Source organism: Xanthobacter sp. ZOL 2024, assembly GCF_052932325.1.
In genome coordinates this window covers 2,882,234-2,905,749 of sequence record NZ_CM128808.1, presented here as the reverse complement: position 1 = coordinate 2,905,749, position 23,516 = coordinate 2,882,234, and the positions used below count along the sequence as shown (strand labels likewise).

General features: G+C 68.2%; 15 protein-coding genes. 8 read left to right on the top strand and 7 right to left on the bottom strand.

Going from position 1 to position 23,516, the window contains the following annotated elements; translation table 11 throughout:
• The first annotated feature begins 46 nt into the window (after positions 1–46).
• On the top strand, positions 47–4,921 hold the full coding sequence (locus ACU4E7_RS13325) for an NAD-glutamate dehydrogenase (protein ID WP_447019135.1): 4,875 nt from the start codon (positions 47–49) through the stop codon (positions 4,919–4,921).
• A gap of 6 nt (positions 4,922–4,927) precedes the next feature.
• Here the strand turns inward: ACU4E7_RS13325 and ACU4E7_RS13320 are convergent, their stop codons facing one another.
• Positions 4,928–5,548, bottom strand: a complete 621-nt coding sequence (locus tag ACU4E7_RS13320; RefSeq protein ID WP_238120259.1) for an NAD(P)-dependent oxidoreductase — start codon at positions 5,546–5,548, stop codon at positions 4,928–4,930.
• A 161-nt stretch (positions 5,549–5,709) separates the two neighbouring features.
• Between ACU4E7_RS13320 and ACU4E7_RS13315 the strand changes: the two genes are divergently transcribed.
• A complete protein-coding gene (locus ACU4E7_RS13315; RefSeq protein ID WP_447019134.1) occupies positions 5,710–6,183 on the top strand; it encodes a winged helix-turn-helix transcriptional regulator in 474 nt (157 codons plus the stop codon).
• Positions 6,184–6,195: 12 nt separating this feature from the next.
• Here the strand turns inward: ACU4E7_RS13315 and ACU4E7_RS13310 are convergent, their stop codons facing one another.
• The 3 genes from ACU4E7_RS13310 to ACU4E7_RS13300 all read right to left on the bottom strand — a co-directional run bounded on the left by ACU4E7_RS13310 (position 6,196) and on the right by ACU4E7_RS13300 (position 11,485).
• Positions 6,196–7,788 (bottom strand): PEP/pyruvate-binding domain-containing protein, encoded by a 1,593-nt coding sequence (locus ACU4E7_RS13310; RefSeq protein ID WP_447019133.1) that lies wholly within the window; start codon positions 7,786–7,788, stop codon positions 6,196–6,198.
• Positions 7,789–7,799: 11 nt separating this feature from the next.
• Positions 7,800–9,767, bottom strand: coding sequence for a hypothetical protein (locus ACU4E7_RS13305; RefSeq protein WP_447019132.1), 1,968 nt, complete (start codon positions 9,765–9,767; stop codon positions 7,800–7,802).
• A 299-nt stretch (positions 9,768–10,066) separates the two neighbouring features.
• Entirely contained in the window at positions 10,067–11,485 is a 1,419-nt protein-coding gene (locus ACU4E7_RS13300; protein ID WP_238120255.1) for a diguanylate cyclase domain-containing protein, read from the bottom strand.
• Between the two features lie 275 nt (positions 11,486–11,760).
• Between ACU4E7_RS13300 and ACU4E7_RS13295 the strand changes: the two genes are divergently transcribed.
• Positions 11,761–13,143: an MFS transporter gene (locus tag ACU4E7_RS13295; RefSeq protein WP_447019131.1), complete on the top strand. Its 1,383-nt coding sequence runs from the start codon at positions 11,761–11,763 to the stop codon at positions 13,141–13,143.
• A gap of 16 nt (positions 13,144–13,159) precedes the next feature.
• On the opposite strand, the gene ACU4E7_RS13290 is transcribed toward ACU4E7_RS13295, so the two are convergent.
• Entirely contained in the window at positions 13,160–14,818 is a 1,659-nt protein-coding gene (locus ACU4E7_RS13290; RefSeq protein WP_447019130.1) for a hypothetical protein, read from the bottom strand.
• 202 nt (positions 14,819–15,020) lie between these two features.
• On the opposite strand from ACU4E7_RS13290, the gene ACU4E7_RS13285 reads away from it, so the two are divergent.
• The 4 genes from ACU4E7_RS13285 to ACU4E7_RS13270 all read left to right on the top strand — a co-directional run bounded on the left by ACU4E7_RS13285 (position 15,021) and on the right by ACU4E7_RS13270 (position 20,547).
• Positions 15,021–15,365 carry a cupin domain-containing protein gene (locus tag ACU4E7_RS13285; RefSeq protein ID WP_447019129.1) on the top strand — a complete coding sequence of 115 codons (345 nt, stop codon included), beginning with the start codon at positions 15,021–15,023 and terminating at the stop codon, positions 15,363–15,365.
• 120 nt (positions 15,366–15,485) lie between these two features.
• Entirely contained in the window at positions 15,486–17,921 is a 2,436-nt protein-coding gene (locus ACU4E7_RS13280) for an ATP-dependent helicase (RefSeq protein WP_447021632.1), read from the top strand.
• A gap of 212 nt (positions 17,922–18,133) precedes the next feature.
• Positions 18,134–19,387: a diguanylate cyclase gene (locus ACU4E7_RS13275; RefSeq protein ID WP_447019128.1), complete on the top strand. Its 1,254-nt coding sequence runs from the start codon at positions 18,134–18,136 to the stop codon at positions 19,385–19,387.
• Positions 19,388–19,635: 248 nt separating this feature from the next.
• Positions 19,636–20,547: a 50S ribosomal protein L11 methyltransferase gene (locus ACU4E7_RS13270; protein WP_447019127.1), complete on the top strand. Its 912-nt coding sequence runs from the start codon at positions 19,636–19,638 to the stop codon at positions 20,545–20,547.
• Between the two features lie 255 nt (positions 20,548–20,802).
• Here the strand turns inward: ACU4E7_RS13270 and ACU4E7_RS13265 are convergent, their stop codons facing one another.
• Positions 20,803–20,991 (bottom strand): hypothetical protein, encoded by a 189-nt coding sequence (locus ACU4E7_RS13265; protein WP_238120248.1) that lies wholly within the window; start codon positions 20,989–20,991, stop codon positions 20,803–20,805.
• A gap of 252 nt (positions 20,992–21,243) precedes the next feature.
• A complete protein-coding gene (locus ACU4E7_RS13260) occupies positions 21,244–21,753 on the bottom strand; it encodes a thioesterase family protein (RefSeq protein ID WP_238120247.1) in 510 nt (169 codons plus the stop codon).
• Between the two features lie 328 nt (positions 21,754–22,081).
• On the opposite strand from ACU4E7_RS13260, the gene ACU4E7_RS13255 reads away from it, so the two are divergent.
• The gene (locus tag ACU4E7_RS13255; RefSeq protein ID WP_447019126.1) at positions 22,082–23,494 is read left to right on the top strand and encodes an FAD-binding oxidoreductase; all 1,413 of its coding nucleotides are present in this window, start codon (positions 22,082–22,084) and stop codon (positions 23,492–23,494) included.
• The last annotated feature ends 22 nt before the right edge of the window (positions 23,495–23,516 follow it).

Below are 23,516 nucleotides of genomic sequence, written 5' to 3'. Positions count from 1 at the left end.
ACGGCACGGATGACAGCGAGCGGGGGCGTCCATTCGGGGAGTAGCCATGACCATTCAAGGCCTTCAAGCTGCCGAAACGCCGAGCGACCTGCAAGCGCGCATCGGCGCCATCGCCGCCCTGGTGGACGAGACGGCGCCGCAGGTGCCCCCCGCCTTCACCCACACCTTCCTGGACGCCCTCGCCCCCGAAGATCTCGCCCCCGGCGACCGGCCGCCGCTCGACCCGGCCTTCGTGGCCGAACGGATCGCGCAGGCCTGGACCCATCTGGCCCGCCGGCCGCGCGGCGTGAGCGACCTCACCTTGACGCCTGCCCAAGCCGGGGACCACCCCCTCACAGTGATCGAGGCGGTGAACGATGACATGTCGTTCCTGTTCGATTCCCTGGCGAGCGAGCTGGCGGAGCGGCAGATCGAGGTGCAGCTCGCCGCCCACCCCATCTTTCACGTCATCCGCGATGCCGCCGGGCAGGTCACCGGCGTTGCGGCACCCCACGCCCGCGAAGACCGCGAGAGCCTCATCCACCTGGAAGTCCCGGCCCTCGACCCGGCAACCGCGGCGGACGTGACCGCGAGCCTCGCCGCGACCCTCGCCGATGTGCAGCGCGTCAACGCCGACTTTCATGCCATGCGCGATCGGGTGAGCGCCCTCGCCACCCAGCTCCGGGCGTCGCTGCCCGACATCGACCCGCGGCGCAGTGCCGAGGCGTCCGACCTGCTGACCTGGCTGACCGCCAACAATTTCATTTTCCTCGGCCTCATTCACGCGCAGGTGACCCCGGACGGCGGCCTGGCCACGGAGCCGGAGAGCGGCCTTGGGCTGCTGCGCGATGCTGCGGTCCGCGCTGAGGTCGCGGACACGGTGAGCCCGGCCGACGCCCACGCCTTCCTGGGCAGCCCCCAGCTCGTCACCTTCACCAAATCCACCCTGCGCGCCCGGGTGCATCGCCGCAGCGCCATGGACGACATCGCCATCAAGACCATCGGGCCCGATGGCGCGGTCACCGGCGTGCTGCGCATTCTCGGGCTGCTCGCCTCCACCGCCTATGTCCATTCGGTGCGGGATATTCCCGAGCTGCGCCGCAAGGCGGAAATGGTGATCAGCGGCGCCGGCCTGGAGCCGGACAGCCATTCCGCCCGCGCCCTGGAGATGGTGCTGGAGACCTATCCGCGCGACGATTTCTTCCAGCTCGACAGCGCCACCCTGGCCCGCCACGCACGGGCCATTCTCACCCTCTACGATCGCCCGCGGGTGCGGGTCCTGCCGGCCCTGGACCGCTTCGACCGGTTCGCCTCCATTCTCGTCTATGTGCCCAAGGAGCGCTTCGACAGCGCCGTGCGCGATCGCATTGCCGCGCTGCTGGTGGAGGCTTTTGACGGCACCACGGCGGCGCTCACCGAGACGTTTCTCACCGGAACCCCGCTGACGCGCATGCATGTCACCATCGCGCGCCGCCCCGGGCCCACGCCGCAGGTGGACATTGCGGATCTGGAGCGGCGGATCATCGAGGCCACCCAATCCTGGAGCGAGCGGCTGGCCGCCGCCCTGCCTGGCGCCGTCGCCACCCGCCCGGGCCTGGCGGGCGAAGACCCGCAAGCCCTCGCCTGGCGCTATGGCCGCGCCTTCGGCGTAGGCTACATGGATGCGTTCGATGTGACGACCGCAGTGGCGGACATCGAGCGGCTGGAGCGCCTTTCCCCCGAGCGGCCCATCGCCATCGATTTCTATCGCCGGGCCGGCGACAGCCCGGCCCGCATCGGTCTGCGTCTGTTGTCCTATGGCGCGCCGCTGGCGCTCTCCATCCGCGTGCCCATGCTGCAGAACATGGGCCTCAAGGCCATCAACGAGCGCACCTACCGCATCCAGCCCCGGGCCGACGATGGCGCCTTCTCCAGCGATGCCGACACCGGCGACATGGCGCGGAGCTGGCTGCACGACATGACGCTGGAGCGTGCCGACGGCGGCACCATCGCCATGGCCGGCTCGGAGGAACGCCTGGAGGATGGCCTCAACGCGGTGCTGCGCGGCGCCGCCGACAATGACGGCTTCAACGCCTTGGTGCTGGACGCCGGCCTGTCGTGGCGCGAGGCCGTGCTGGTGCGGACCCTGGCGCGCTATCTGCGCCAGGCGGGCCTGCCCTTCAGCCTCGACTACATGTGGCGCACCCTGGCCCGCCACGAGACCATCGCCCGCGATATCGTCGCGCTGTTCCACGCCCGCTTCGATCCCATGCTGGAGCCGGCGGCGGCGGCGCGCGAGGCCCGTGAGGCGCCCCCGCGCGAGCGGCTCGCCAGCGCCCTCGCCGCCGTCTCCAGCCTCGATGAGGATCGGATCCTGCGGCGCCTGGTCAATCTGGTCGATGCCGCCGTGCGCACCACCTTCTACCAGCGCGACTCCGAGGAGCGCCCGCGCGAGGCGGTGGCGCTCAAGTTCGAGAGCGCGCGGGTGGAGGGGCTGCCCCTGCCCCGGCCGCTTTATGAGGTGTTCGTCCACGCGCCACGCATCGAAGGTGTGCACCTGCGCTTCGGCAAGGTGGCGCGCGGTGGCCTGCGATGGTCCGATCGCCCGCAGGATTTCCGCACCGAGATCCTGGGCCTCGTGAAAGCGCAGCAGGTCAAGAACGCGGTCATCGTGCCGGTGGGCGCCAAGGGCGGCTTCGTGCCCCGGCAACTGCCCGCCGACGGCAGCCGCGAGGCGACGCTGGCGGCCGGAACCGCCGCCTATGAGGTCTTCGTTTCCGCACTGCTCGATCTCACCGACAATCTGAAGGCCGGGGCCGTGGTGCCACCCGCCGACACGGTCCGCCTGGATGGCGACGACCCCTATCTGGTGGTCGCCGCCGACAAGGGCACCGCCACCTTCTCCGACACCGCCAACGCCATTTCCGCCCGGCACGGCTTCTGGCTGGACGATGCCTTCGCCTCCGGCGGCTCGGTGGGGTACGACCACAAGGCCATGGGCATCACCGCCCGCGGCGCCTGGGAGGCGGTGAAGCGCCATTTCCGGGAAATGGACATCGACATTCAGACCACGCCGGTGACGGTGATCGGCGTGGGCGACATGTCCGGCGACGTGTTCGGCAACGGCATGCTGCTGTCGTCCGCCATCAAACTCGTCGCCGCGTTCGATCACCGCCACATCTTCCTCGACCCCGATCCCGACCCGGTCCGCGCCCATGGGGAGCGGCAGCGGCTGTTCAACCTGCCCCGCTCCTCCTGGGCAGATTATGATCCTGCCCTCATCTCGCCCGGTGGCGGGGTATTCGCGCGCACGGCCAAGAGCATTCCGGTGTCGGGCGAGGTGCAGGCCCTGCTCCGCTTCCCCAAGCCCCACGCCACGCCGCCGGAGCTCATCAACGCCATCCTCAAGGCATCGGCCGATCTCCTGTTCTTCGGCGGCATCGGCACCTATGTGCGCGCGTCCGGCGAGAGCGACGCGGCGGCGGGCGACCGCGCCAACGACGCGGTGCGCGTCAGCGCCGATGAGTTGAACGTGAAGGTGATCGGCGAAGGCGCCAACCTGGGCATGACCCAGCGCAGCCGCATCGAGGCGGCCCGCCGCGGCATCCGCCTCAACACCGATGCCATCGACAATTCGGCCGGCGTCAACACGTCCGACGTGGAGGTGAACATCAAGATCGCCCTCGCCCATCCCCTGGAGAGCGGCGCCCTCACGGCGCCGGCGCGGGCGGCGCTGCTGAAGGAGATGACCGACGACGTGGCGCAGCTGGTGCTGCGCAACAATTATGAGCAGACCCTCGCCCTGTCCCTCGCCCAGCGCGCCGGCGCGGCGGACCTGCCGTTCCAGCAGCGGCTCATGCAGATGCTGGAAGCCCGTGGTGCCCTCGACCGCGCGGTGGAGGCGCTGCCCTCCGACAGCGAGATCGCCGACCGCCACTCCCGCGGCGAATTCCTCAGCCGGCCGGAACTCGCGGTGCTGCTGGCCTATGCGAAGCTGGCCCTCGACGCCGACCTGACCGGCTCAAGCGTACCGGATGATCCCTATCTGGCGCGCGAGCTGATCACCTATTTCCCGCCGCAGATCGAAGCGCGCTTCCCCGCGGCCATCACCCACCACCGGCTGCGGCGCGAGATCATCGCCACGGCCCTTTCCAACGCCATTGTCAACCTGTGCGGTCCCTCGGCGCTTGCCCGCATCACCGACCAGACCGGAGCGGACGCGGCGGCCATCGCCCGCGCCTTCGCGGCAGTGCGCGACAGCTACCAGGTGCCGGCGCTGCTCGCCGCCATCGACGCGCTCGACAACAAGGTGTCCGGCGCGGCCCAGCTCGCCCTCTATGCGGGCGTCCAGGACCTGGTGCTCGGCCGCATCATTTGGTTCCTCGGCAATGTCTCGTTCGCCGATGGCATCGCCGCCGTGGTGGAGCGCTATCGCGCCGGCATCCAGGCGGTGGCGACGGCGCTGGACGAGAGCCTGCCCGAGGCCTGGCGCCTGCTGCGGCAGACCCGCATCACCGAGCTCACCACCCAAAATGTGCCGGAGGACCTCGCCCGGCGCATCGCCTCCAGCCAGGCGCTGGCGGCGGCGGCCGACATCGCCCTGCTGGCGCACACCAGCGGACGGCCGATTCCCGACGTGGCGAGCACCTTCTTCGCCGCAGGCCGCTATTTCGACGTCGACGACCTGGTGATGCAGGCCCGCAGCATCGTCGCTCCGGACTATTACGACCGCCTCGCCCTCGACCGCGCCCTGGCGCAGCTCGAGAGCTTCCTGCGGCGCATCTGCGGCGAGATCCTTGCCTCCGGCGGGTCCGGCGAGGCGGCGCTCGAAGCCTATGTGAGCCGCCACCGGGACGCGGTGGAACGCATGCGCGCCACGGTGAAGGACATCGCCGCCTCGGGCCTCAGCCTGTCGAAGCTGACCCTGGCGGCGAGCCTGTTGGGAGACCTGATCCGAACCTGAAGCGGATCAGTAGCCGACGGTGAAGCGGCGGCGGACGTGGGCCGGGGTCTCGATCTCGTCCAGCATCGCCACCGCGAAGTCTTCACCGGAAATGGCGCTGCGGCCGTCGGCCGCCACCAGCAACTGGTCGGTGCCCAGCCGGAAGGTGCCGGTGCGGGTGCCGGGCTCAAAGAAGAACGAGGGCGAGATGAAGGTCCATTCCAACTCGCTCTCGCCCTTCAACGCCGCCAGGAAGTCGAGACCCGGCCGGGCGTAGGGGCGCCACGCCTCCAGAAAGTCCGGCGTGTCGATCACCAGCACCCCCGGGGCGGCTTCCAGGCTGCCGGCACCGCCGACCACCAGCAGCCGCTTGATGCCGGCGGCCTTCACCGCCCCCACCAGTTGCGGTTCCGACAGGGTCTGGAAGTGCAGCGCGCTCACCACAACGTCATGGCCGCGCAGCCGATCCGCGAGGCGCCCCGCCTCCGCCTCTGCCGCCACGTCGGCGGCCACCTTCGTCAGCGCCGGATGATCGGCCAGGCCCTCGGGCTTGCGCGCGATGCCGGTGACCTGATGGCCCCGGGCCAGAGCCTCGGCGACGATGCGCGATCCAGCCATGCCGGTGGCGCCGAGAACGACGATCTTCATGCGATACTCCCGTTGGAGCGCGGCCGGCTGGCACGCGCAGATAAGCCCGGCGCGCGTGACACGCCCGCGCGCTTGGCGGTTCCTTTCCGGAACCATATGCTCAAAACGAACCTGGTTTGAAGAAGGCATCTTCCCCGCACCAGGGCACATGGGAGGAACCGATGACCGCGCCCTCGCGCCGCGCACCCGCAGGCCGCGCCCCGAAAGCCCCGGCGCCGGAGATTCCATCGCCGCAGGAGCTGACGCCACAGGTGCTGACGCCACAGGTGCTGGCGAGCGCGGTGCCCTGCCCCACCCGTCATGTGCTGGACCGCATCGGCGATGCCTGGAGCGTGCTGGTGGTGCTGAATCTCACCGCCGGCCCGTGTCGTTTCAACGCCCTGCGCCGGCAGATCGGGCCCATCTCGCAGCGCATGCTCACCGTCACCCTGCGCCATCTGGAGCGCGACGGCCTGGTGGCGCGCACGGTCTTTCCGACCACGCCGCCCCAGGTTCAATATGCGCTGACGCCCCTTGGCCGCTCCCTGGCGGACGTGGTGGAGGTGCTGAACCGCTGGGCGTTCGACAATGCGCAGGCCATCACCGCGGCCCGCGCCCGCTTCGATGGCGAACCGGAGGCCACAGGGCCCCGGTGAGCCGCCGGCCCCTCACACCGGCGCCTCGGCCTCGACCTGCCATCCGGCGACCGTGGCGAGCTCCTCATCCAGGCGGTCCACCTCCACGCTGCCGCGACCGGTGAAGACCCGCCCGGCGCCGCCGTCCACCGAGAGCCAATCGCCCTCCCGCAGCACCGTCTCACCCACGAGGGCACAGCCGCGATCCACGTCCACCACGAGGTCGCGGCAGCCGGCCACGCAGGGCTTGCCCATCTGCCGCGCCACCAACGCCGCATGGGCGGTGCGGCCCCCCACGGCGGTGACGATGCCGGCGGAGACCGAGAAGCCCGCCACATCGGAGGTGGAGGTGTCCGGGCGCACCAGGATCACCGGCTCATGCCCGTCGGCATAGCGCTGGGCGCTCTGCGAGGAGAAGGCCACGCGCCCCACCGCCACCCCGGCCGACGCGCCGGTGCCCGTGGTCAGTGGGGTGCCGACACCGGTCAGGCGGCGTTCCACCAGGCTCGCCGGATCAAGGCCCGCGAGGCGCGCCACACCTTCCGCCGGCGCGATGAGGCCGCCGCGCACCAGGTCGATGGCGATCCGCAGAGCTGCCCGGGGGGTGCGCTTGGCAGAACGGGTCTGCAGCATCCACAGCCGGCCATCTTCAATGGTGAATTCCACGTCCTGCACATCGCGGAAGGCCCGTTCCAGGGTGACCAGGACATCACGCAGCTGGCGACCCGCCTCGGGCACGACGCGCATCAAAGCGTCTTCGGTCTGCGGCGAGCGGCTGCCGGACACCACGTCTTCCCCCTGCGCCTCGAACAGCACATCGATCACCGGCGCCGCGGCCCCCGTGGAGGGATCGCGCGAGAAGGCGACCCCCGAGCCGGAGGTGAGCCCCCGGTTGCCGAACACCATGGCCTGCACGGTTACCGCCGTGCCCTGCAGATGCTCCAGGTGTTCCAACTGGCGATAGGTCCGCGCCCGCTCGCCCATCCAGGAGCCATAGACGGCCTGCGCCGCGGCCTCCAGCTGGGCCACCGGCTCGGCGGGAATGGGATTGCCGTCGTCGTCGAGCGCCTCCACATAGGCCCGGGCGAGCCGCTCCAGGGCCTCTCCGTCCAGCTCCTCCACGCACCGCGCGCCCTCGCCCGCCAGCACCGATGCCCGCGGCGCATCCAGCACCCCCGGCGGCACCCCCAGCACCACGGTGCAGAAGCTCTCGAGGAAGCGGCGCCGACAGTCCCAGGCGAAGCGGGGATTGCCGGTGCTGCGGATCAATCCACGCACGGCGCTGGCGGTGCAGCCCACATCCAGCACCGTATCCAGCATGCCGGGCATGGAGCGGGCGGCGCCCGAGCGCACCGAGACCAATAGCGGCCGCCGCCGGTCCCCCAGGGTGCGGCCGGTGGCCTGCTCGAGGAAAGCAATGCCTTCTGCCAGCCCGGCCCGCAGCTTCTGCCGCGCATCCGCATCGCCACGCACAATGGCCGCGCACAGGCTGACCGGCAGCACGAAAGCCGGCGGCACCGGCAGGCCGAGGGCCGCCATCTGCGCCAGATTGGCCGCCTTCGCCCCCACCACATCCGCCGAGGGCAGCGGGCCGGCGGCGCCGGCGCCAATTCGCACGATCTTCATGGCAAGGCGTCCTATTTGGTGAGGTCGGCGAGAACCTGGGCATGCAGCAGGTGCCCGAAACCGGCCAGCTGATCGGTGCTGCGCTCCAGGGCGCGGGCGAGTTCCAGGGCGGCCAGGGCCGCCCGGAGATCGAAATCGCCGCGCAGCACCTGCGTGGTCACCGCGCGCTCGGCCACGTCGCCCTCATGCTCGATCTCGATCAGCCGGCCGAACGCCGCCAGCGCCGCCTCGCTGTCGATGCGGCTGCCCTCGGGAATTTCGGCGGTGGCGGCAACGCCCATGGCCGCCGCCTCGGTGCCCGCCACCGCAAGCCGGGCGAGGTGCCCGAGCGCCGCCAGCAACGCCCCGTCGAGCCCCTGCGGCGCCAGGGAAGCGATGAAGGCGGCCTGCTCCAGATCGTCGATCGCTTCCTCAATGCGGTTGACCAGTTGCGCCACCGCCGGATCCGCATCAAGCCGGGCGATCTCCCCGCGGGCTTCCAGGGCGATGCGATCCGCCTTCTGCTCAATGGCCCGGGCGCGGCGCGCCAGCTCGTCCGCATCACTGCCACGGCCGGCGGCCAGATCGTCCACGTGCTGGGCAATGGCCACGGCCACCTCGCGGGCGAGGCCGGCCTGGCGGATCACCACATCCAGCAGGGCCGTATCCACCCGCTCCAGCCGGCCGACCAGCTCAGCTTCGATGCGGTCACGCGCCAGCCGCAGTGCGCTGCCGTCCAACAGAGCCTCGGCGGAGATGCGCAGCACCGCTTCCAGGAACGAGACCGCGGCCTCGCGCCCCAGCACCCCGTCGAGCCGCTCGCCGAAGCCGATACGGGTGGGTGCGGCATGGTGCACGGCGGCCGCCACCAACTCGCTGCCGCCCATTTCAAGAAAGCCGCGATGACCGATGCGGTTGCGCGCCGCCCATTGCAGAATGCGCACCGCATCCGCCTTCGGCACCCAGGACCTCAGGGTCTTGCGCGCCTTGTTCCAATCAATGAGGAACACCAGCGCGGCGCCGAGCGCTTCAAGAAATGCTTCGCGCGCCACCCGGTCCGTATCGGTCAGCCGCCCGGTCACCAGGAAGAACACGCCGCCCTCGGCGAGCCCCTCCACGCTCTTGGTGCCGAGACCGCTCCACTGGGCGGGAAAATCATCGAAACACGCCACGAAGAACTTGGCTCGCGCACGATGAACATCCGAATAGGTGACGGTGATGGTGTCCGCCTCTTGCGTGATCACCACCACATGGGCATCGGTTTCGCCGATATCGTTCTGAATGGTGAGGCGATCGCCCGCGCGGGTGGCTACCGTGGCGAGGCCCGGGTGATCGAACTTGAGCCGCCGCGTGGCTTCCACCCCCCGCATGAAGGCTTCCACCGCCGGCCGGTCTTCGGCCTTGAGGCCATAGACATGCGCCCCCGCCAGGACCTCCTCGGCATGGCTGGCCGCCAGCCGGTTCAGATCCTTGTGCAGGTCCATGATCAGGCGGTGCAGGCTGTCGCGCCCCTCCGCAGAAAGGCTGGTGAGGGCCAGGATGTCCGCCGGCGCAAGGGCATCGCCGGAGCCGAGCGCGGTGCCCGCGCGCAAGGCTTCGAGCCGCCGGGCGGCCGTCGCGCCCGCATCTCCTGCCCCCGCATCGCCTGCGCCCGCATCGCCTGCACCGACCGCGTGGATCATGGCTTCGACATCCGCCCAGATCCCGGCACCAAGCGCCCCGAGACCCGGCGCGGTGACCTTGCCGGCAACCAACGTTGCATGGCCCGCCAGGGCCTCCATCGCCGCCACGTCCAGCCCCACCGCCCGGCATTCCTCGCCCAGGGCGAACGGCGCCACGCCCGATCCGTGCCCCCCGGTGGCCGAGGCCGCCCGCCGTCCGACCTCCTGCAGCATGCTGAGACGCGCCTTGACGCGATCGTTCGCCCGCAACCCGTCCGCGATGAGCGAAGGCAGCAGAACCTCCGCATTGCCAAGCTCTTCAACGATCTGAGACTTCATGGAACCCTCCCGACCGCGAATTTCACTAGCACGGTAAGAGAGTTATTTGTCTATAAATTTTAAGTACACGCCACACAACATGTCATAAAAGCGTCATATGCTACAGTTTAATGAATTTTATTGTTTTATAGAAATAAAAGACATCCGCCACAGGAGCGGCAACAGCAAGCACATGCCGCCGCCCGGTCACCGCGGACCTCCACGCGCACCGTCACACCAGCGCCCGAAGGCCACGGACGACGGCCTGGTGCGGGAAAGCAACGGGAATCAAGGAGGATCGAGGCGGATCCGCATGGAGGCTAGGAGACGCGACGCGCGCCTTCCGGCTGATCGGAGTGGATCCGCACGCAATTGCGACCACTGTTCTTCGCCGCGTACATGGCCTGATCGGCGCGGGCGAACACCTGCTGTGGCGCGAGCGCTTCCAGCGCCCGGGCAACACCGATGGAGGCCCCAACCGCGAAGACCTGGCCGCCGTGCCGCATTGGGGCGGTGAGCGCCGCCAGGGCCGAGCGGACGCGGCTTTCCAAGGCACTCTCCAGCTGCGGCACCTCCATGAGCACCGCGAATTCGTCGCCGCCGATGCGGGCGATCAGCTCCGCCCCGGCGAGCTCCCGTTGCAGGCGGCGCGCCACCTCCACCAGGCAGGCATCGCCGGCCGAATGGCCATAGGTATCATTAACCGCCTTGAAGCCATCGAGATCGATCAACACCAGCGCCCTCTGCCGCGCACCAGCCAGACCGGGACGCCCGAGGCTGCGCTCGAACATGGCCCGGTTGGCAAGACCCGTGAGCGCGTCCCGCTCGGCGGTTACGCGCAGCTGCTCCAGCAGAATATGCTCCTGGGTAATGTCCTGCTTGAGGCCGAAAATCCGCACTGGCGCACCGTCTTCGACCTCGACCTCAGCGGTGAGGCGAATCCATTTCGGCGTCCCACCGGCAGCCCGCACACGCACTTCCAGGCTGAAGCCGCTGCAACGGTCGATGGCCTGCTGCCGCAGCTCCTCCATCTCCCGCCGCGAAGCGGGGTCGTAAAGGGCAAGAATCAGCTCCCGGGTCACCAGGCTGCCACGCGGCAGTTCGAACATGTCATAGACGCCATCGGTCCAGGTGAGACGCGAGGTGGCGAGATCACATTCCCACACGCCGATCTGCGCCTGCGCGGACGCGCGCTCATACATCTTCTTGTAGCGCAGCTCCGATGCCGCCCGTGCCCGCGCCTCGGCGGTGGCGCGCACCAGATCGGCTCCCAGACGGGCCACCGCATCCTCGCCCCGCTGGTAGCCGATCAGCGCCGCGAGCACCCGGCCGGCATCCTCCAGCCGCGCCAGATCCTCGCGCCCGAGCTGGCGCGGCACCGTATCGACAATGCACAGTGCACCAAGGGCGGTTCCGGACGCCGCGATCAACGGCACGCTGGCAAAAAAACGGAGCGAGGCGGGAGCCAATCCCCGCAACCCCTCACTGAACTTTCCGCTGGTCGCGAGATCGGCGATCGTCAGCCGCTGGCGCACCGCCGCGGCCATGCGCAGCAGCTCCGGCACCACAGACACGCGGCGACAAACGGGAGGAACACCTGGCTCCACACACAACAACGGCTGCCCGGGGCGGGCCAGCAGCACCTGGGGCACCTGCATCATGTGGGCGATGAGCGCCAGCTGGAGCTCGACCTCGCACCCGGAAACGGCCAGCGTCCGCGGGGGAACAAACGGCTGCATCAACGGCAGACCTCACGCATGATCAAAAGGCCCCGGCTCTTCGCTGGGAACCAACCGACCGCCGCCACGCCCCTGACACGCGCTCAGGCCATGAAACATTTTCATCCGCCCCCGATTAACATAGTCTCAAACAAGCATTCATTCAAGAATGAGAGCAAAAAGAGTGACGACACACGAGCAACAGCCTCAGGATGTGAAAACAATTGTGATAGGACCAAAAAAAGACACTTGCCCCGACCGCCACCGCTGCTGTCAGAATGGCTATAGAGATGCGTATGCCGATGCCGTCTGAGGCGTCAGACCGCGCCAGCCGGCGCGCCATCTTCGCCTGGATCCTGTTCGATCCGGCATGCCAGCCCTATTTCACCCTCATCACCACGTTCGTCTTCGCGCCGTATTTCGCCACGGCGGTAGCGGCGACACCGGCCGAAGGGCAGGCGCTCTGGGGCTTCGCCACCGGCGCCGCAGGCCTCGTGATCGCCCTGTGCTCGCCAGTGCTCGGCGCCATCGCCGACGCCTCTGGTCGCCGCAAGCCCTGGATCGTGCTGTTCGGCGCCATGCTCATGGGGGGTGCATCGCTGCTGTGGTTCGCCACGCCGGGGGACGCAAGCCGCATCCCCCTGATCCTGGCCGCGTTCGCCATCGGCACCATCGGCGTCGAGTTCGCCACCGTCTTCAATAACGCCATGATGCCGTCCCTGGTGCCGGCGGAGAAGCTCGGGCGCCTGTCCGGCACGGGCTGGGCCATGGGCTATCTCGGCGGCCTCGTCTCGCTGGCGATCATGCTCGGCTTCTTCGCCACCCAGCCGGACAGCGGCCTCACCCTCCTCGGCACGCCACCCGCCTTCGGCCTTGATGCGGCGAGCCGTGAAGGCGATCGCCTGTCCGGCCCCTTCACCGCCTTGTGGTTCGCCCTGCTCGTCTGGCCGCTGCTGCTCCTGGTACCGGATCCGCCCGCGGGGCTCCCACCGGGCGCCGCGATCAAGGTGGGCCTCGGCAATATCCGGGCGCTGCTGCCCCGCCTGCGGGCCCGCCCCACCCTCGCCCGCTTCCTCATCGCCAACATGCTTTACGCGGATGGTCTGGTGGCGCTGTTCGCCTTCGGGGGCATCTACGCCGCCGGCGTGTTCGGCTGGGGCGCCATCCAGATCGGCCTTTTTGGCATCGCCCTCACCATCACCGGCACCATCGGCGCGCTGGCGGGCGGGAGGCTGGACGACCGCCTGGGGGCCCGCACGGTCATCCGCGGCGCCCTGGCCTGCCTGATCCTCTCCTGTGTCGGCCTGTTGTCCCTGTCGCGGGACGCGCTGCTGTTCGGGCTGGTGCCCACAGCGCCGGCGCATGGGCTGTTCGCCACGCTGCCGGAGCGGTTCTATCTCGGCCTCGGCCTCCTCATCGGCCTGGTGGCCGGCCCGCTCCAGGCGGCCTCGCGCACCCTGCTGGTGCGGCTCGCGCCCGAGGCCCATCTCGCCGAGTGCTTCGGGCTGTTCGCCCTGTCCGGCAAGATTACCTCATTCGCCGCCCCCACCAGCGTCGCCATCGTCACCGCGGCAACCGGCAGCCAGAGGGCCGGCGTGGCGGTGCTGCTGGCCTTCTTCAGCGCCGGCGCACTCCTGATGCGACGCCAGGAGCCTCAGCGAGAAGGGGGGGGTGATTGACGTTCAGCATGCCCCGTCAGCGACGGGGCATGCCATTCAGAAGCTTACCGAATATACCGATCGCCTGCTCTTGCATCGCCCGTTGCTGTTGCTGCTGGAACTGATGCTCCGCCAGCGCTTCCTTGGTCTCCTGATAAGCCTCCGCCGCCCGCTGATGCCCGAGTTCGGCCGCGCGGGCATAAAGCCGGAGAACCTCCTGCTGCGGATTATCCACCGGGTAACGACCAGTGCTGATAAGCTCGGCTAGACTGACCATGCAATCGGGATCGCCCAGCTGCACCCCCGTGTTGAATTGCCGGATGGCGGTGGGATAATCGTTGCGCAATGACACATACAACCAGCCAAGATTGTCGAAAGCGGCGGGATAGAGCTGCGCCGCATTCGCCTTCTGCAGCTCGAATGCCTTGTTTCGATCCACAAACTGCATGGCTCGAGCATATTGGTAGCGGAAGCGCAATTCGTCGGGAAAGGCCTCAAGCGCCGCCTCGCACGCTTCCAAGGCGTCACGCGCCTGCAGCTTCAGCACCTCATAAGGCACGCCCGCCGTCGCGCCACGTCGCTTGTCGTTGGGATTGGCCGCCAGAGTGTCACAGCGTTCTGCCGCGGCCTTCTCCTGCTGGCGCTTTTCCGTTTCCGCGCGCTGCTGTTGCTGCACCCGCTCCGCCATCTCCTGGCGCTCCCGCGCCACCCGCTCCGCTTCGGCACGTTGCGCCTGCTCACGTTGGCGTGCCTCCTCGGCACGCTCCCGTGCCGCCTGCGCCGCCGCTGCCTGCCAAGCATCGACCACGCTACGCGTGACCACCACCAGCGGCTCGCCGGTGACCGGGTGGAAGCCGGGGCTGTCGAAGAACTCGAGCACGCCGTTCGGCGCGACCACATACCAAGCCCTCGGCGCACCGGTCATGGGGTCAAAAAAGCCCCCCCGTGCCGGATCGATCCTCTGCGGCGCCCGGGTGGGCAATGCAACACGCCGCCGCTGGCCCTCCTGCCATTGGGCCACCACCTCCTTGTTGATGGGCGTCAGTTCCTCGCCCGTCAGAGGATGGAACCCCATCAGATTGAACAGTTCGATGGTCCCTTGAGCGTCGCGGTAGAACCAGATCACCGGCTCACCGGTGCGCGGATCAAAGAATGTTGGGTTCTCCTCCGTCACACGAGTCGGCCGCGCTCCGGTTTCATAGGCGCGCAGCCGCTCCTGAAGCTCGTTCGTCACCGGGCGACAGGGGCGACCGGTCGCCGGATCCAGGCCCGGATGCTCATTGTAGGTGATGCCCGTGCGGGTCACCACATAGCATCGCCCCTCGATCTTCAGGCGCGAAGCCGACCAGAGCGCCAGCGAGTGCCCCACGAGCAGCGTCAGCAGCGCCAGCTGCCCGACGGTGCGCCGCCGCTTAGACAAGGAGAAGGACAGCCGCAGACAGAAGGCGACGACGGCGAGGGAGACGATGAATATGGCGTTGGTGAGATGCGCATTGAGACCAAACGCAGTACCGATCTCAGCCACATAGCCGCGCACTTGCCAAGCCAGCAGCACCTGGTCGTAGAGCCAGAACAGCGCCGCACCCGTGATGAGCGACCCGACCACGATCCAGAACCAAGACAGGATGGAAGGCCCAACTGGCCCTGCGGGCGGACCACCATGAGCATCCTCCGCTCGGTCATTCACTTCCGACATGCCACCCCACCCCCAAGCTGCCGCCGCCTGCAGCTTATGCGAGTGGCGGAGGCTTTTGAAAGCTCTTCCGCAACGTCATATCAAGCCTCGTAGGGCGTGCACCGGCGCCCGCGAAGGATCCCTCACCACCCGGATGCGCCACCATGCTAGATTCATAAAATACCGGCCCCGTGGCGCATGCACTGCAATTGTGGACCTTCAGATGCCCCCTCTCCCGCACGTTCGCCCCATCCGCTTTGATCCCAAGCCGCCGGTGGACCCCACGTCGGCGACGACCGTTCATGAGTGGTATCAGGATCGAACCGGCGCCTTCTCGGCGGGATTCTGGGCGTCGCAGGCCTCGACCCTGGCGGTGAAGTATGACGAGGATGAATTCTGCATGCTGCTGGAGGGCACGGTGGAGCTGACCGATGCCTCGGGGCACACGGAGACCTTCACCGCCGGCGACGCCTTCGTCATCCCCTCCGGCTTCACCGGCACCTGGAAAAGTGTCACCGCCGTGCGTAAGTTCTACGTGGTGCACTTGCCGAAGCCGACCGCCGACTGAACCGCCCCGCCCTGTCAGCGCAACCCCGGTCCGCGCACGAGGCCCTCGCCTTTGGCCGGGGCTGGTGCCATTTTGTTCTCTTCACAGAATCATGGGGCCATTGAGTCGACCGTTTTGAGCATGCCCTCCGATCCCTTCCGCAACGCCGGCGCGCCGGCTCCCGAGCTTCCGGCGCCGCGTCCCGGCGGCATCGCCGCGCGGGCGCGCGCCGCCATGGCGCCACCGGCAGCCGCCCCCGTGCCCTATCTCGACGGGCTCAATCCGGAGCAGCGGGCGGCGGTGGAAACCCTGGAGGGCCCGCTGCTGGTGCTGGCCGGTGCCGGCACCGGCAAGACCCGCGTGCTCACCACCCGCATCGCCCACATCCTGGCCACCGGCCGCGCCTATCCCTCGCAGATCCTGGCGGTAACCTTCACCAACAAGGCCGCGCGGGAGATGAAGGAGCGCATCGCCTCCATGGTGGGCGACCAGGTGGAAGGCATGCCCTGGCTCGGCACCTTCCATGCCATCGGCGTGCGGATCCTGCGGCGCCACCATGAGCTGGTGGGGCTGAAGAGCGGCTTCACCATTCTCGATACCGACGACCAGATCCGGCTGATGAAGCAGCAGCTGGCCGCCGAGGGCATCGACGAGAAGCGCTGGCCCGCCCGGCTGCTGGCCGCCACCATCGATGGCTGGAAGAACCGCGGCCTGTCCCCCAGGGACGTGCCCGCCGGCGAGGGCGCGGTGTTTGCCAATGGCAAGGGCGCGGCTCTTTACGCCGCCTACCAGGCCCGGCTGAAGGCGCTGAACGCGGTGGATTTCGGCGATCTGCTGTTGGAAGGCATCCGCCTGTTCCGCGAAAATCCCGATGTGCTCGCCGAATACCACCGCAAGTTCAAATATCTGCTGGTGGATGAGTACCAGGACACCAACGTCGCCCAATATCTTTGGCTGCGGCTTCTGGCCCAGGGCTCGCGCAACGTGTGCTGCGTGGGCGACGACGACCAGTCCATCTATGGCTGGCGCGGCGCCGAGGTGGATAACATCCTGCGCTTCGAGAGCGATTTTCCCGGCGCCACGGTGATCCGGCTGGAGCGCAATTATCGCTCCACCGGCCATATCCTGGCGGCTGCGTCCCACCTCATCGCCCACAACGAGGGGCGGCTCGGCAAGACCCTGTTCTCGGAAGGGGAGGATGGCGAGCGCGTGACCGTAACGGGCGCTTGGGATTCCGGTGAGGAGGCCCGCGCCATCGGCGAGGAGATCGAGGCCCTGCAGCGGGCGGGCCATGCCCTCTCGCAGATCGCCATCCTGGTGCGCGCCTCGTTCCAGATGCGCGAGTTTGAAGACCGCTTCATCACGCTGGGGCTCAATTACAAGGTCATCGGCGGCCCGCGCTTCTATGAGCGGGCGGAAATCCGCGATGCGCTGGCCTATCTGCGCTGCGTGAACTCCACCTCTGACGACCTCGCCTTCGAGCGCATCGTCAACGTGCCCAAGCGGGGCATTGGCGACGCCACCCTCAAGCAGATCCACGATGTCGCCCGCGCCGCCGGCGTGCCGCTGCAGGAGGCGGCCCGGGTGCTGACCGAGAGTGAAGAGCTGAAGCCCAAGGTGCGCGCCACCCTGCGCGGGCTGATGGAGGCGTTCGAACGCTGGCGCGAGCAGGCCCGCGTGTTGTCTCACACCGAGATGGCCGAGATCGTGCTCGACGAGAGCGGCTATACGGAGATGTGGCAGAAGGACCGCTCCGCCGAGGCCGCCGGCCGGCTGGAAAACCTGAAGGAGCTGGTGCGCTCCATGGAGCCGTTCGAGAATCTCGGCGGCTTCCTGGAGCACATCTCCCTTGTGATGGATACCGAGCAGGGCGCCGGCGAGGATGCGGTGCAGGTGATGACCCTGCATTCCGCCAAGGGCCTGGAGTTCGACACCGTCTTCCTGCCCGGCTGGGAGGAAGGCCTGTTCCCCCACCAGCGGGCCCTCGACGAGCAGGGCAAGGCGGGATTGGAGGAAGAGCGGCGGCTCGCTTATGTGGGCATCACCCGCGCGCGGGCCTCCGCCCGCATCTATTTCGCTTCCAACCGGCGCATTCACGGCCTGTGGAATTCCACGGTGCCGAGCCGCTTTCTGGACGAGTTGCCCGATGCCCATGTGCAGGTGGAGGAAAGCCGCGGCGGCTCCGGCTGGGGCGGCTCCAGCTATGGCGGCAGCTATGGGGCGAGCCGCTTCGACCGCGCCGGGGCGAGCCCCTTCTCGAGCTCCTCTTATGGCACCCCCGGCTGGCAGCGCGCCCAGAACCAGCGCAACGAGACGGAGGGCGGTTCTGGCGAGCGCAATGGCCGCTACAACGGGGGCCAGAACTGGGGGAGCGAGCGGCGTGGACCGAAGGTGATCGAGGGCACCCTGCTCGCCACCTCCACCACATCGAGCTCGGCCTTCACGACCGGCGAGCGGGTGTTCCACATCAAGTTCGGCTATGGCGAGGTGACCGGCATCGACGGCAACAAGCTCACCGTGCTGTTCGACAAGGCCGGCGAAAAGCGGGTGATCGAGACCTTCGTCGAGAAGGTTTAAGCCCCGCGCGCCGATGCTGTCGAAAAGGCGCGGAAGAGAGGCGCCGCCGCCGCGCGACAACTTGCGTTCACCGGGCGGAGATGGCTAGATCGACTTGGGCGTTGCAGCGGCAGCCACGCTCGCCTTGCAGCGCGACGCCCACCCGGTGGCGCGCACGAAATGGTTTTCCGCGCGCCCGGCTCGGCGGTGCCGCGGCCAGATGCGCAGCACCCATGCCTTTCGTCAACATCATGCTCCTGATCATCGGTCTGGTGCTTTACGTGGCCGCCATGCTGGGCCTGTTCCGCTGGCGGAACACCCTCGGCATTGGCACGTTCTTCTGCGCACTCGGCAGCATCCATTTCATGGAGACCTATCTGGCGGCGAGCTTCTATGTCGCCCTGCCGCTGGGCGCCTCCCTCTCGCCGGGCTCGGTGGTGATGTTCTCGGGCAAGCTGGCGCTGCTGCTGCTGGTCTATATCCGCGAGGATGCGCAGGTGGCGCGCCAGCCCATTTATGGGCTGCTGTTCGGCAATCTCTTCCTCATCGCATTCGTGGCGGTGCTGCGCCTGCACCGTGACGTGGGCGGACTGGCGGGTAGCGGCGAGCTCTCCTTTCTCGATCAGCTCGGTGGGCTGATGCTGTGGGGCACGGCGCTGCTGTTCCTCGACTGCATCGCCATGATCCTGCTTTACGAGCGCATCTCGCGGCCATTGCGACGCCTTCCGTTCCTGGCCATCTGGCTGACCCTGGCCTGTGTGCTCACCTTTGATCAGGCCGGCTTCTTCGCCATGCTGCATCTCGCCTTCGACGTGCCCTTCTCGGCGGGGATCGGCGGCTGGCTCGGCAAGCTGGCGGCGGCGGGATTGTGCGCGGCCATGCTGCTGTTCTACCTGGACCGGTTTGAGATGCGGGCTGACGGCCCGCCGCGCCGTCTGTCGGATGTTTTCGACATCCTGACGTATCGGCAACGCTTCGAAGAGCTGACCCGCGCATCGCGCCGTGACCCACTGACCCAGTTGCTGCATCGCGGCCAACTGGAGCCGCTCGGCCGCGATCTCCTCGCGGTTTCGGCCACCACCAATCGACCGATGAGCCTGTTGCTCATCGACATCGACAATTTCAAGACGGTGAACGACCGCCACGGCCATCCGGTGGGAGACGCGGTGCTGCGCATCGTCGCCGACGCCATGACCGACGCCCTGCGCCAGTCCGATTATGTGGTGCGATATGGTGGCGACGAGTTCGTGGCATTCGCGCCCGGCGTCTCGCACCTGCAGGCGTTGCGCCTCGCCACCATGCTGCGGGAGCGGATCGCTCTGTTGTCCCTGCCCCCACATGTGGAGCCGCTCACCCTGTCCATCGGCGTCGCCACCGCCCCGCAGGATGCCGACACCATCAGCGGCCTGCTGACGGTGGCCGACCAGCGGCTCTATGCCTCCAAGGGCAGCGGACGCAACACGGTGACCGGCGCATTCGACTCCTGAGCGCGGCGTTCGGCCGGTTCGCATGCGTTTTTCGTTGAAAGGGGAAAAGCCTCTCGGCTATGGAACCGCAACGGCGCCGGCATCCGTCGACGCGCCACATCATCAACGCTGCAGTCTCGCAACGCTTTAGTCTCGCGCCGCCCTGCCGGGCCCGTGGCACCCGCCGCCGGCGGGGCAGCCAGCACAACATATGGGCGGCCCCACCGGCGCATCGCTGCCGCGGGCCGCGTGATCCGGATATCGCTTCCATGCTCGAAGGCCTGCCTCCCAACGACGCCAGCCACGTGATGCGCGTCGCCGCCCCCCGCGCCGCCGCGCAGCGGATCGCCGATCTCATTTCAGAGACCTTCGATCCGGCCGAGGTGGCGGTGGCCAATTTCGAGCGCGGCGAAGACGACTGGGTGGTGGAGGTGTTCGCCGGCGAGGCGTTCGACGCCGATCGCCTGCGCGAATTGGTGGGCTTTGCCGCCGGTCCGGAGCTGGCCGCGGCCACCACCTTTTCAGCGGTGGAACAGAAGGACTGGGTGGCCGCCAGCCTGGAAGGACTGGCGCCGGTGAAGGTCGGCCCCTTCATGGTGCACGGGTCCCATGACCGCGGCCGGGTCCGGGGCAGCACCATCGGCATCGAGATCGAGGCGGCGCTGGCCTTCGGCACGGGGCACCATGGCACGACCCAGGGCTGCCTCGCCGCCATTGCCGATGTGGCCCGCCGGGCCTGCCCGGCGCGCGTGCTCGATATCGGCACCGGCACCGGGGTGCTGGCCATTGCGGCCGCCCGCCGCTTCCACACCCAGGTGGTGGCCAGCGATATCGACATCATCGCCGTGCGCACCGCCCGGGCCAATGCCCGTGCCAACCACGCGGGCACCGGCATCACCATGCTCCACGCCGCCGGCGCGGGTGCCGCGTCCATCGCCGCGGGCGGTCCCTACGATCTGATCCTGGCGAATATTCTGTTGCCGCCGCTCAAGCGGCTGGCGCGGCCGCTGCGCAACCTGCTGGCCCCGGGCGGGCACATCGTGCTGTCGGGCCTGCTGGTGAGCCAGGTGCCGGCCGCCCTCGCCGCCTACCGCAGCCAGGGGCTTTATCTGGTCAAGCAGCGCCACATCGAAGGCTGGGCGACGCTGGAACTCTCCGCCGACGGCGCCGGCCGGCTCTGAAGCGGCGCCCGCGCGACGCCATCGTAGGCAACCGACGCCGGGTCGTAACCGATCCGGCGCGGGATCACATCGCCTGAAATATCCAAAGCATCAGCCCTCAGGCCAAAGCGCCGGCAGGGCCTGCCGCTGCGACTTGTGCATACGGCTTCGCACAGCGGCCACATCGCGCCAGCAGTGCCGCGCCGTGTGCGCCCGGACACCGTCCGCGCGCCACCCTGCGCACACCGTTCCGAGCGCGCCTGCGCCAGGTGCCCTTCAGACCAGCGGACCCGCGGGACGGCCGGCCAGATAACGCGCCAGCTCCTTCTCAGCCTGCTCGGTCCGCGCGGCGATCACCGTGTCCAGCAGGCGCGCGAAGAAGCCCCGCGCCGGGCGGGCGTGGGCGGGCACACCCATGGCATGGGACGCCAAAAGGGTCTTTTCGGGATAGGTAGCAGCACTCATGGATGCCTCCTGTACCGGGCCATGTCGGCCGTGATGCGATGCAATATATGCTGCATTGCACCAGAGACGGAACAGATAGGTAAGCATAGCTGCCCTGCATTGCGCGCAATGAAGGCACGCCCCCGTGCCTCCGCCCGATGCAGAGTTCCATGAGCCTTTGATTTTCGGAGACTGGCGGCGCATTGCCGAAAAAAACGGCGCCGTTGATGCGGGGGATACGCGCCCCCGCGTTCGGTGTCAATCCGGCGCGCCTCAGCAGCGCGCCATCATCGAGACCCGCCGCCCCACGCCATCTGGAGAGGGCAGCCCGGCATGGGCGGCCCGCATCATGGCGATGCGCTCCAGCACCTCGTCGGGAAACGGCGTGACCCGGCGCGACTTGAGGTCCACATGGACCGCGATCTGCTCGCAGGTGGCCGAGCTCCAGCCTTCGGAGGCATGGTGCAGGGTCTGGTAGAGATGGATGCGCTTCTCGTCGTAATCCATCAGCCGCAAGGTCACCCGCACCGGGCTTTCGGGGGTGATCTCCCGCAGGTAGCGTACATGCGCCTCGGCGGTGAAGAAGGAGGCGCCACGCTGCTGCGCATATTGCTGGCCAAGGCCGAGCAGGGTCAGCGCCTCGCTCGCCGCATGGTCGAAGATGAGTTCATAATAGGCCATCTTCAGGTGGCCGTTATAGTCGATCCACGCCCGGTCCACCTGCATGGGAGACGAGACGAACGGGGCGAAGAAGACGGGTTCGAAGTCGATCAGGTCCAGCATGACACTCGTGCCCTGTCATGAGGAACGCGCACACCCGCCCCCGCGCGCGGGGCGGCGCGTTCACCGGTTGCCATTGAGGATCTTTTGGATCGGCCCTGCCGATCCCGTCGAGCGGTCCAAGGGGTCGGACGTGCTCTGTGCCTATTCACTGTGCCGCGAGATGCGGCATTCGTCACCACCGAAATGGATCGAAACTAGCCGCCGCGCCGAATCGGAAATAACACTGTCAAATTCAAAAGCATGGGAAACGGCCTTCTCATACCGTTTCGACACCCCTCCGAATCGCCAGACGCGTCCGGAGTGCGACAACAAAGTTAAGGAACAGTAAATGCTTCCCGCAGACGCGAAACCCGAGGCCCCCTCACGGAATCGTGTTATTTCCGCCACAGAGGAACTGAAAAGCGCGCTCGATCACAAGGTCGTGACAAACCCGACCGTTCGCGCGCAGCATGCCAATGTGACCACTTATCTGCCCAATGAACCGGCCGATCTGGTGGTGTTTGCGGAAAGCACGCAGGATGTGCAGACAGTGGTCCGCATCTGCGCGCGGCATGGCGTTCCGGTCATTCCCTGGGGTGCGGGCACCTCGCTGGAAGGCCATGTGAACGCGCCGCGCGGCGGCGTCTGTGTGGACCTGTCGCGCATGAACCGCATCCTGGCGGTGAACACCGCCGACCTCGATTGCGTCATCGAGCCGGGGGTCACGCGCAAGCGCCTCAATGAGGACCTGCGCGACCAGGGCCTGTTCTTCCCCATCGATCCGGGCGCCGATGCCTCCCTCGGCGGCATGGTCTCCACCCGCGCCTCGGGCACCAACGCGGTGCGCTACGGCACCATGAAGGACAATGTGCTGTCGCTGAAGGTGGTGACCGCCGACGGCGAGGTCGTCACCACCGCCACCCGCGCCCGCAAGTCGTCCGCCGGCTACGATCTTACCCGCCTGTTCGTGGGCGCCGAGGGCACCCTCGGCATCATCACCGAGATCACCTTGAAGCTCTACGGCATCCCGGAGGCGATCTCCGCCGCCGTCTGCCCCTTCCCCAGCGTCGAGGCCGCCTGCGACACGGTCATCGCCACCATCCAGAACGGCATTCCGGTGGCCCGCATCGAGCTTCTGGACGAGGTGCAGGTGAAGGCCTCCAACGCCTATGCCAAGCTCGACCTGCAGGAGACCCCCACCCTGTTCCTGGAATTCCACGGCACCGAGGCGGGCGTGGCCGAGCAGGCCGAGCGGTTCGGGGCGCTGGCGGCGGAATTCGGCGGCGGCCCGGCCGCCTTCGCCCGCCATCCCGAGGATCGCAGCCGGCTGTGGCAGGCCCGGCATGATGCCTACTGGTCGGTCCTGCCCCTGCGCCCCGGCGCCAAGGCGGTGGCCACCGACGTCTGCGTGCCCATCTCGCGCCTGGCCGATTGCGTCATGGAAACCAAGCGCGACATCGAAGAGATGGGGCTCATCGCACCCATCGTCGGCCATGTGGGCGACGGCAACTTCCACACCACCCTGATGGTGGACGTGGAGGACCCCGACGACCTCGCCAAGGCCAAGCACTATATGAGCAGGCTGGTGGAGCGGGCGCTGGCCATGGGCGGCACCTGCACCGGCGAGCACGGCGTGGGCCAGGGCAAGATGAAATATATGGAAGCCGAGCACGGCGCCCCGGCGCTGGCCGCCATGGCCGCCATCAAGCGGGCCCTCGACCCGCACAACATCATGAATCCGGGCAAGATCGTCGTCGTCTGATCGCAATCGCACCCCATAGCTG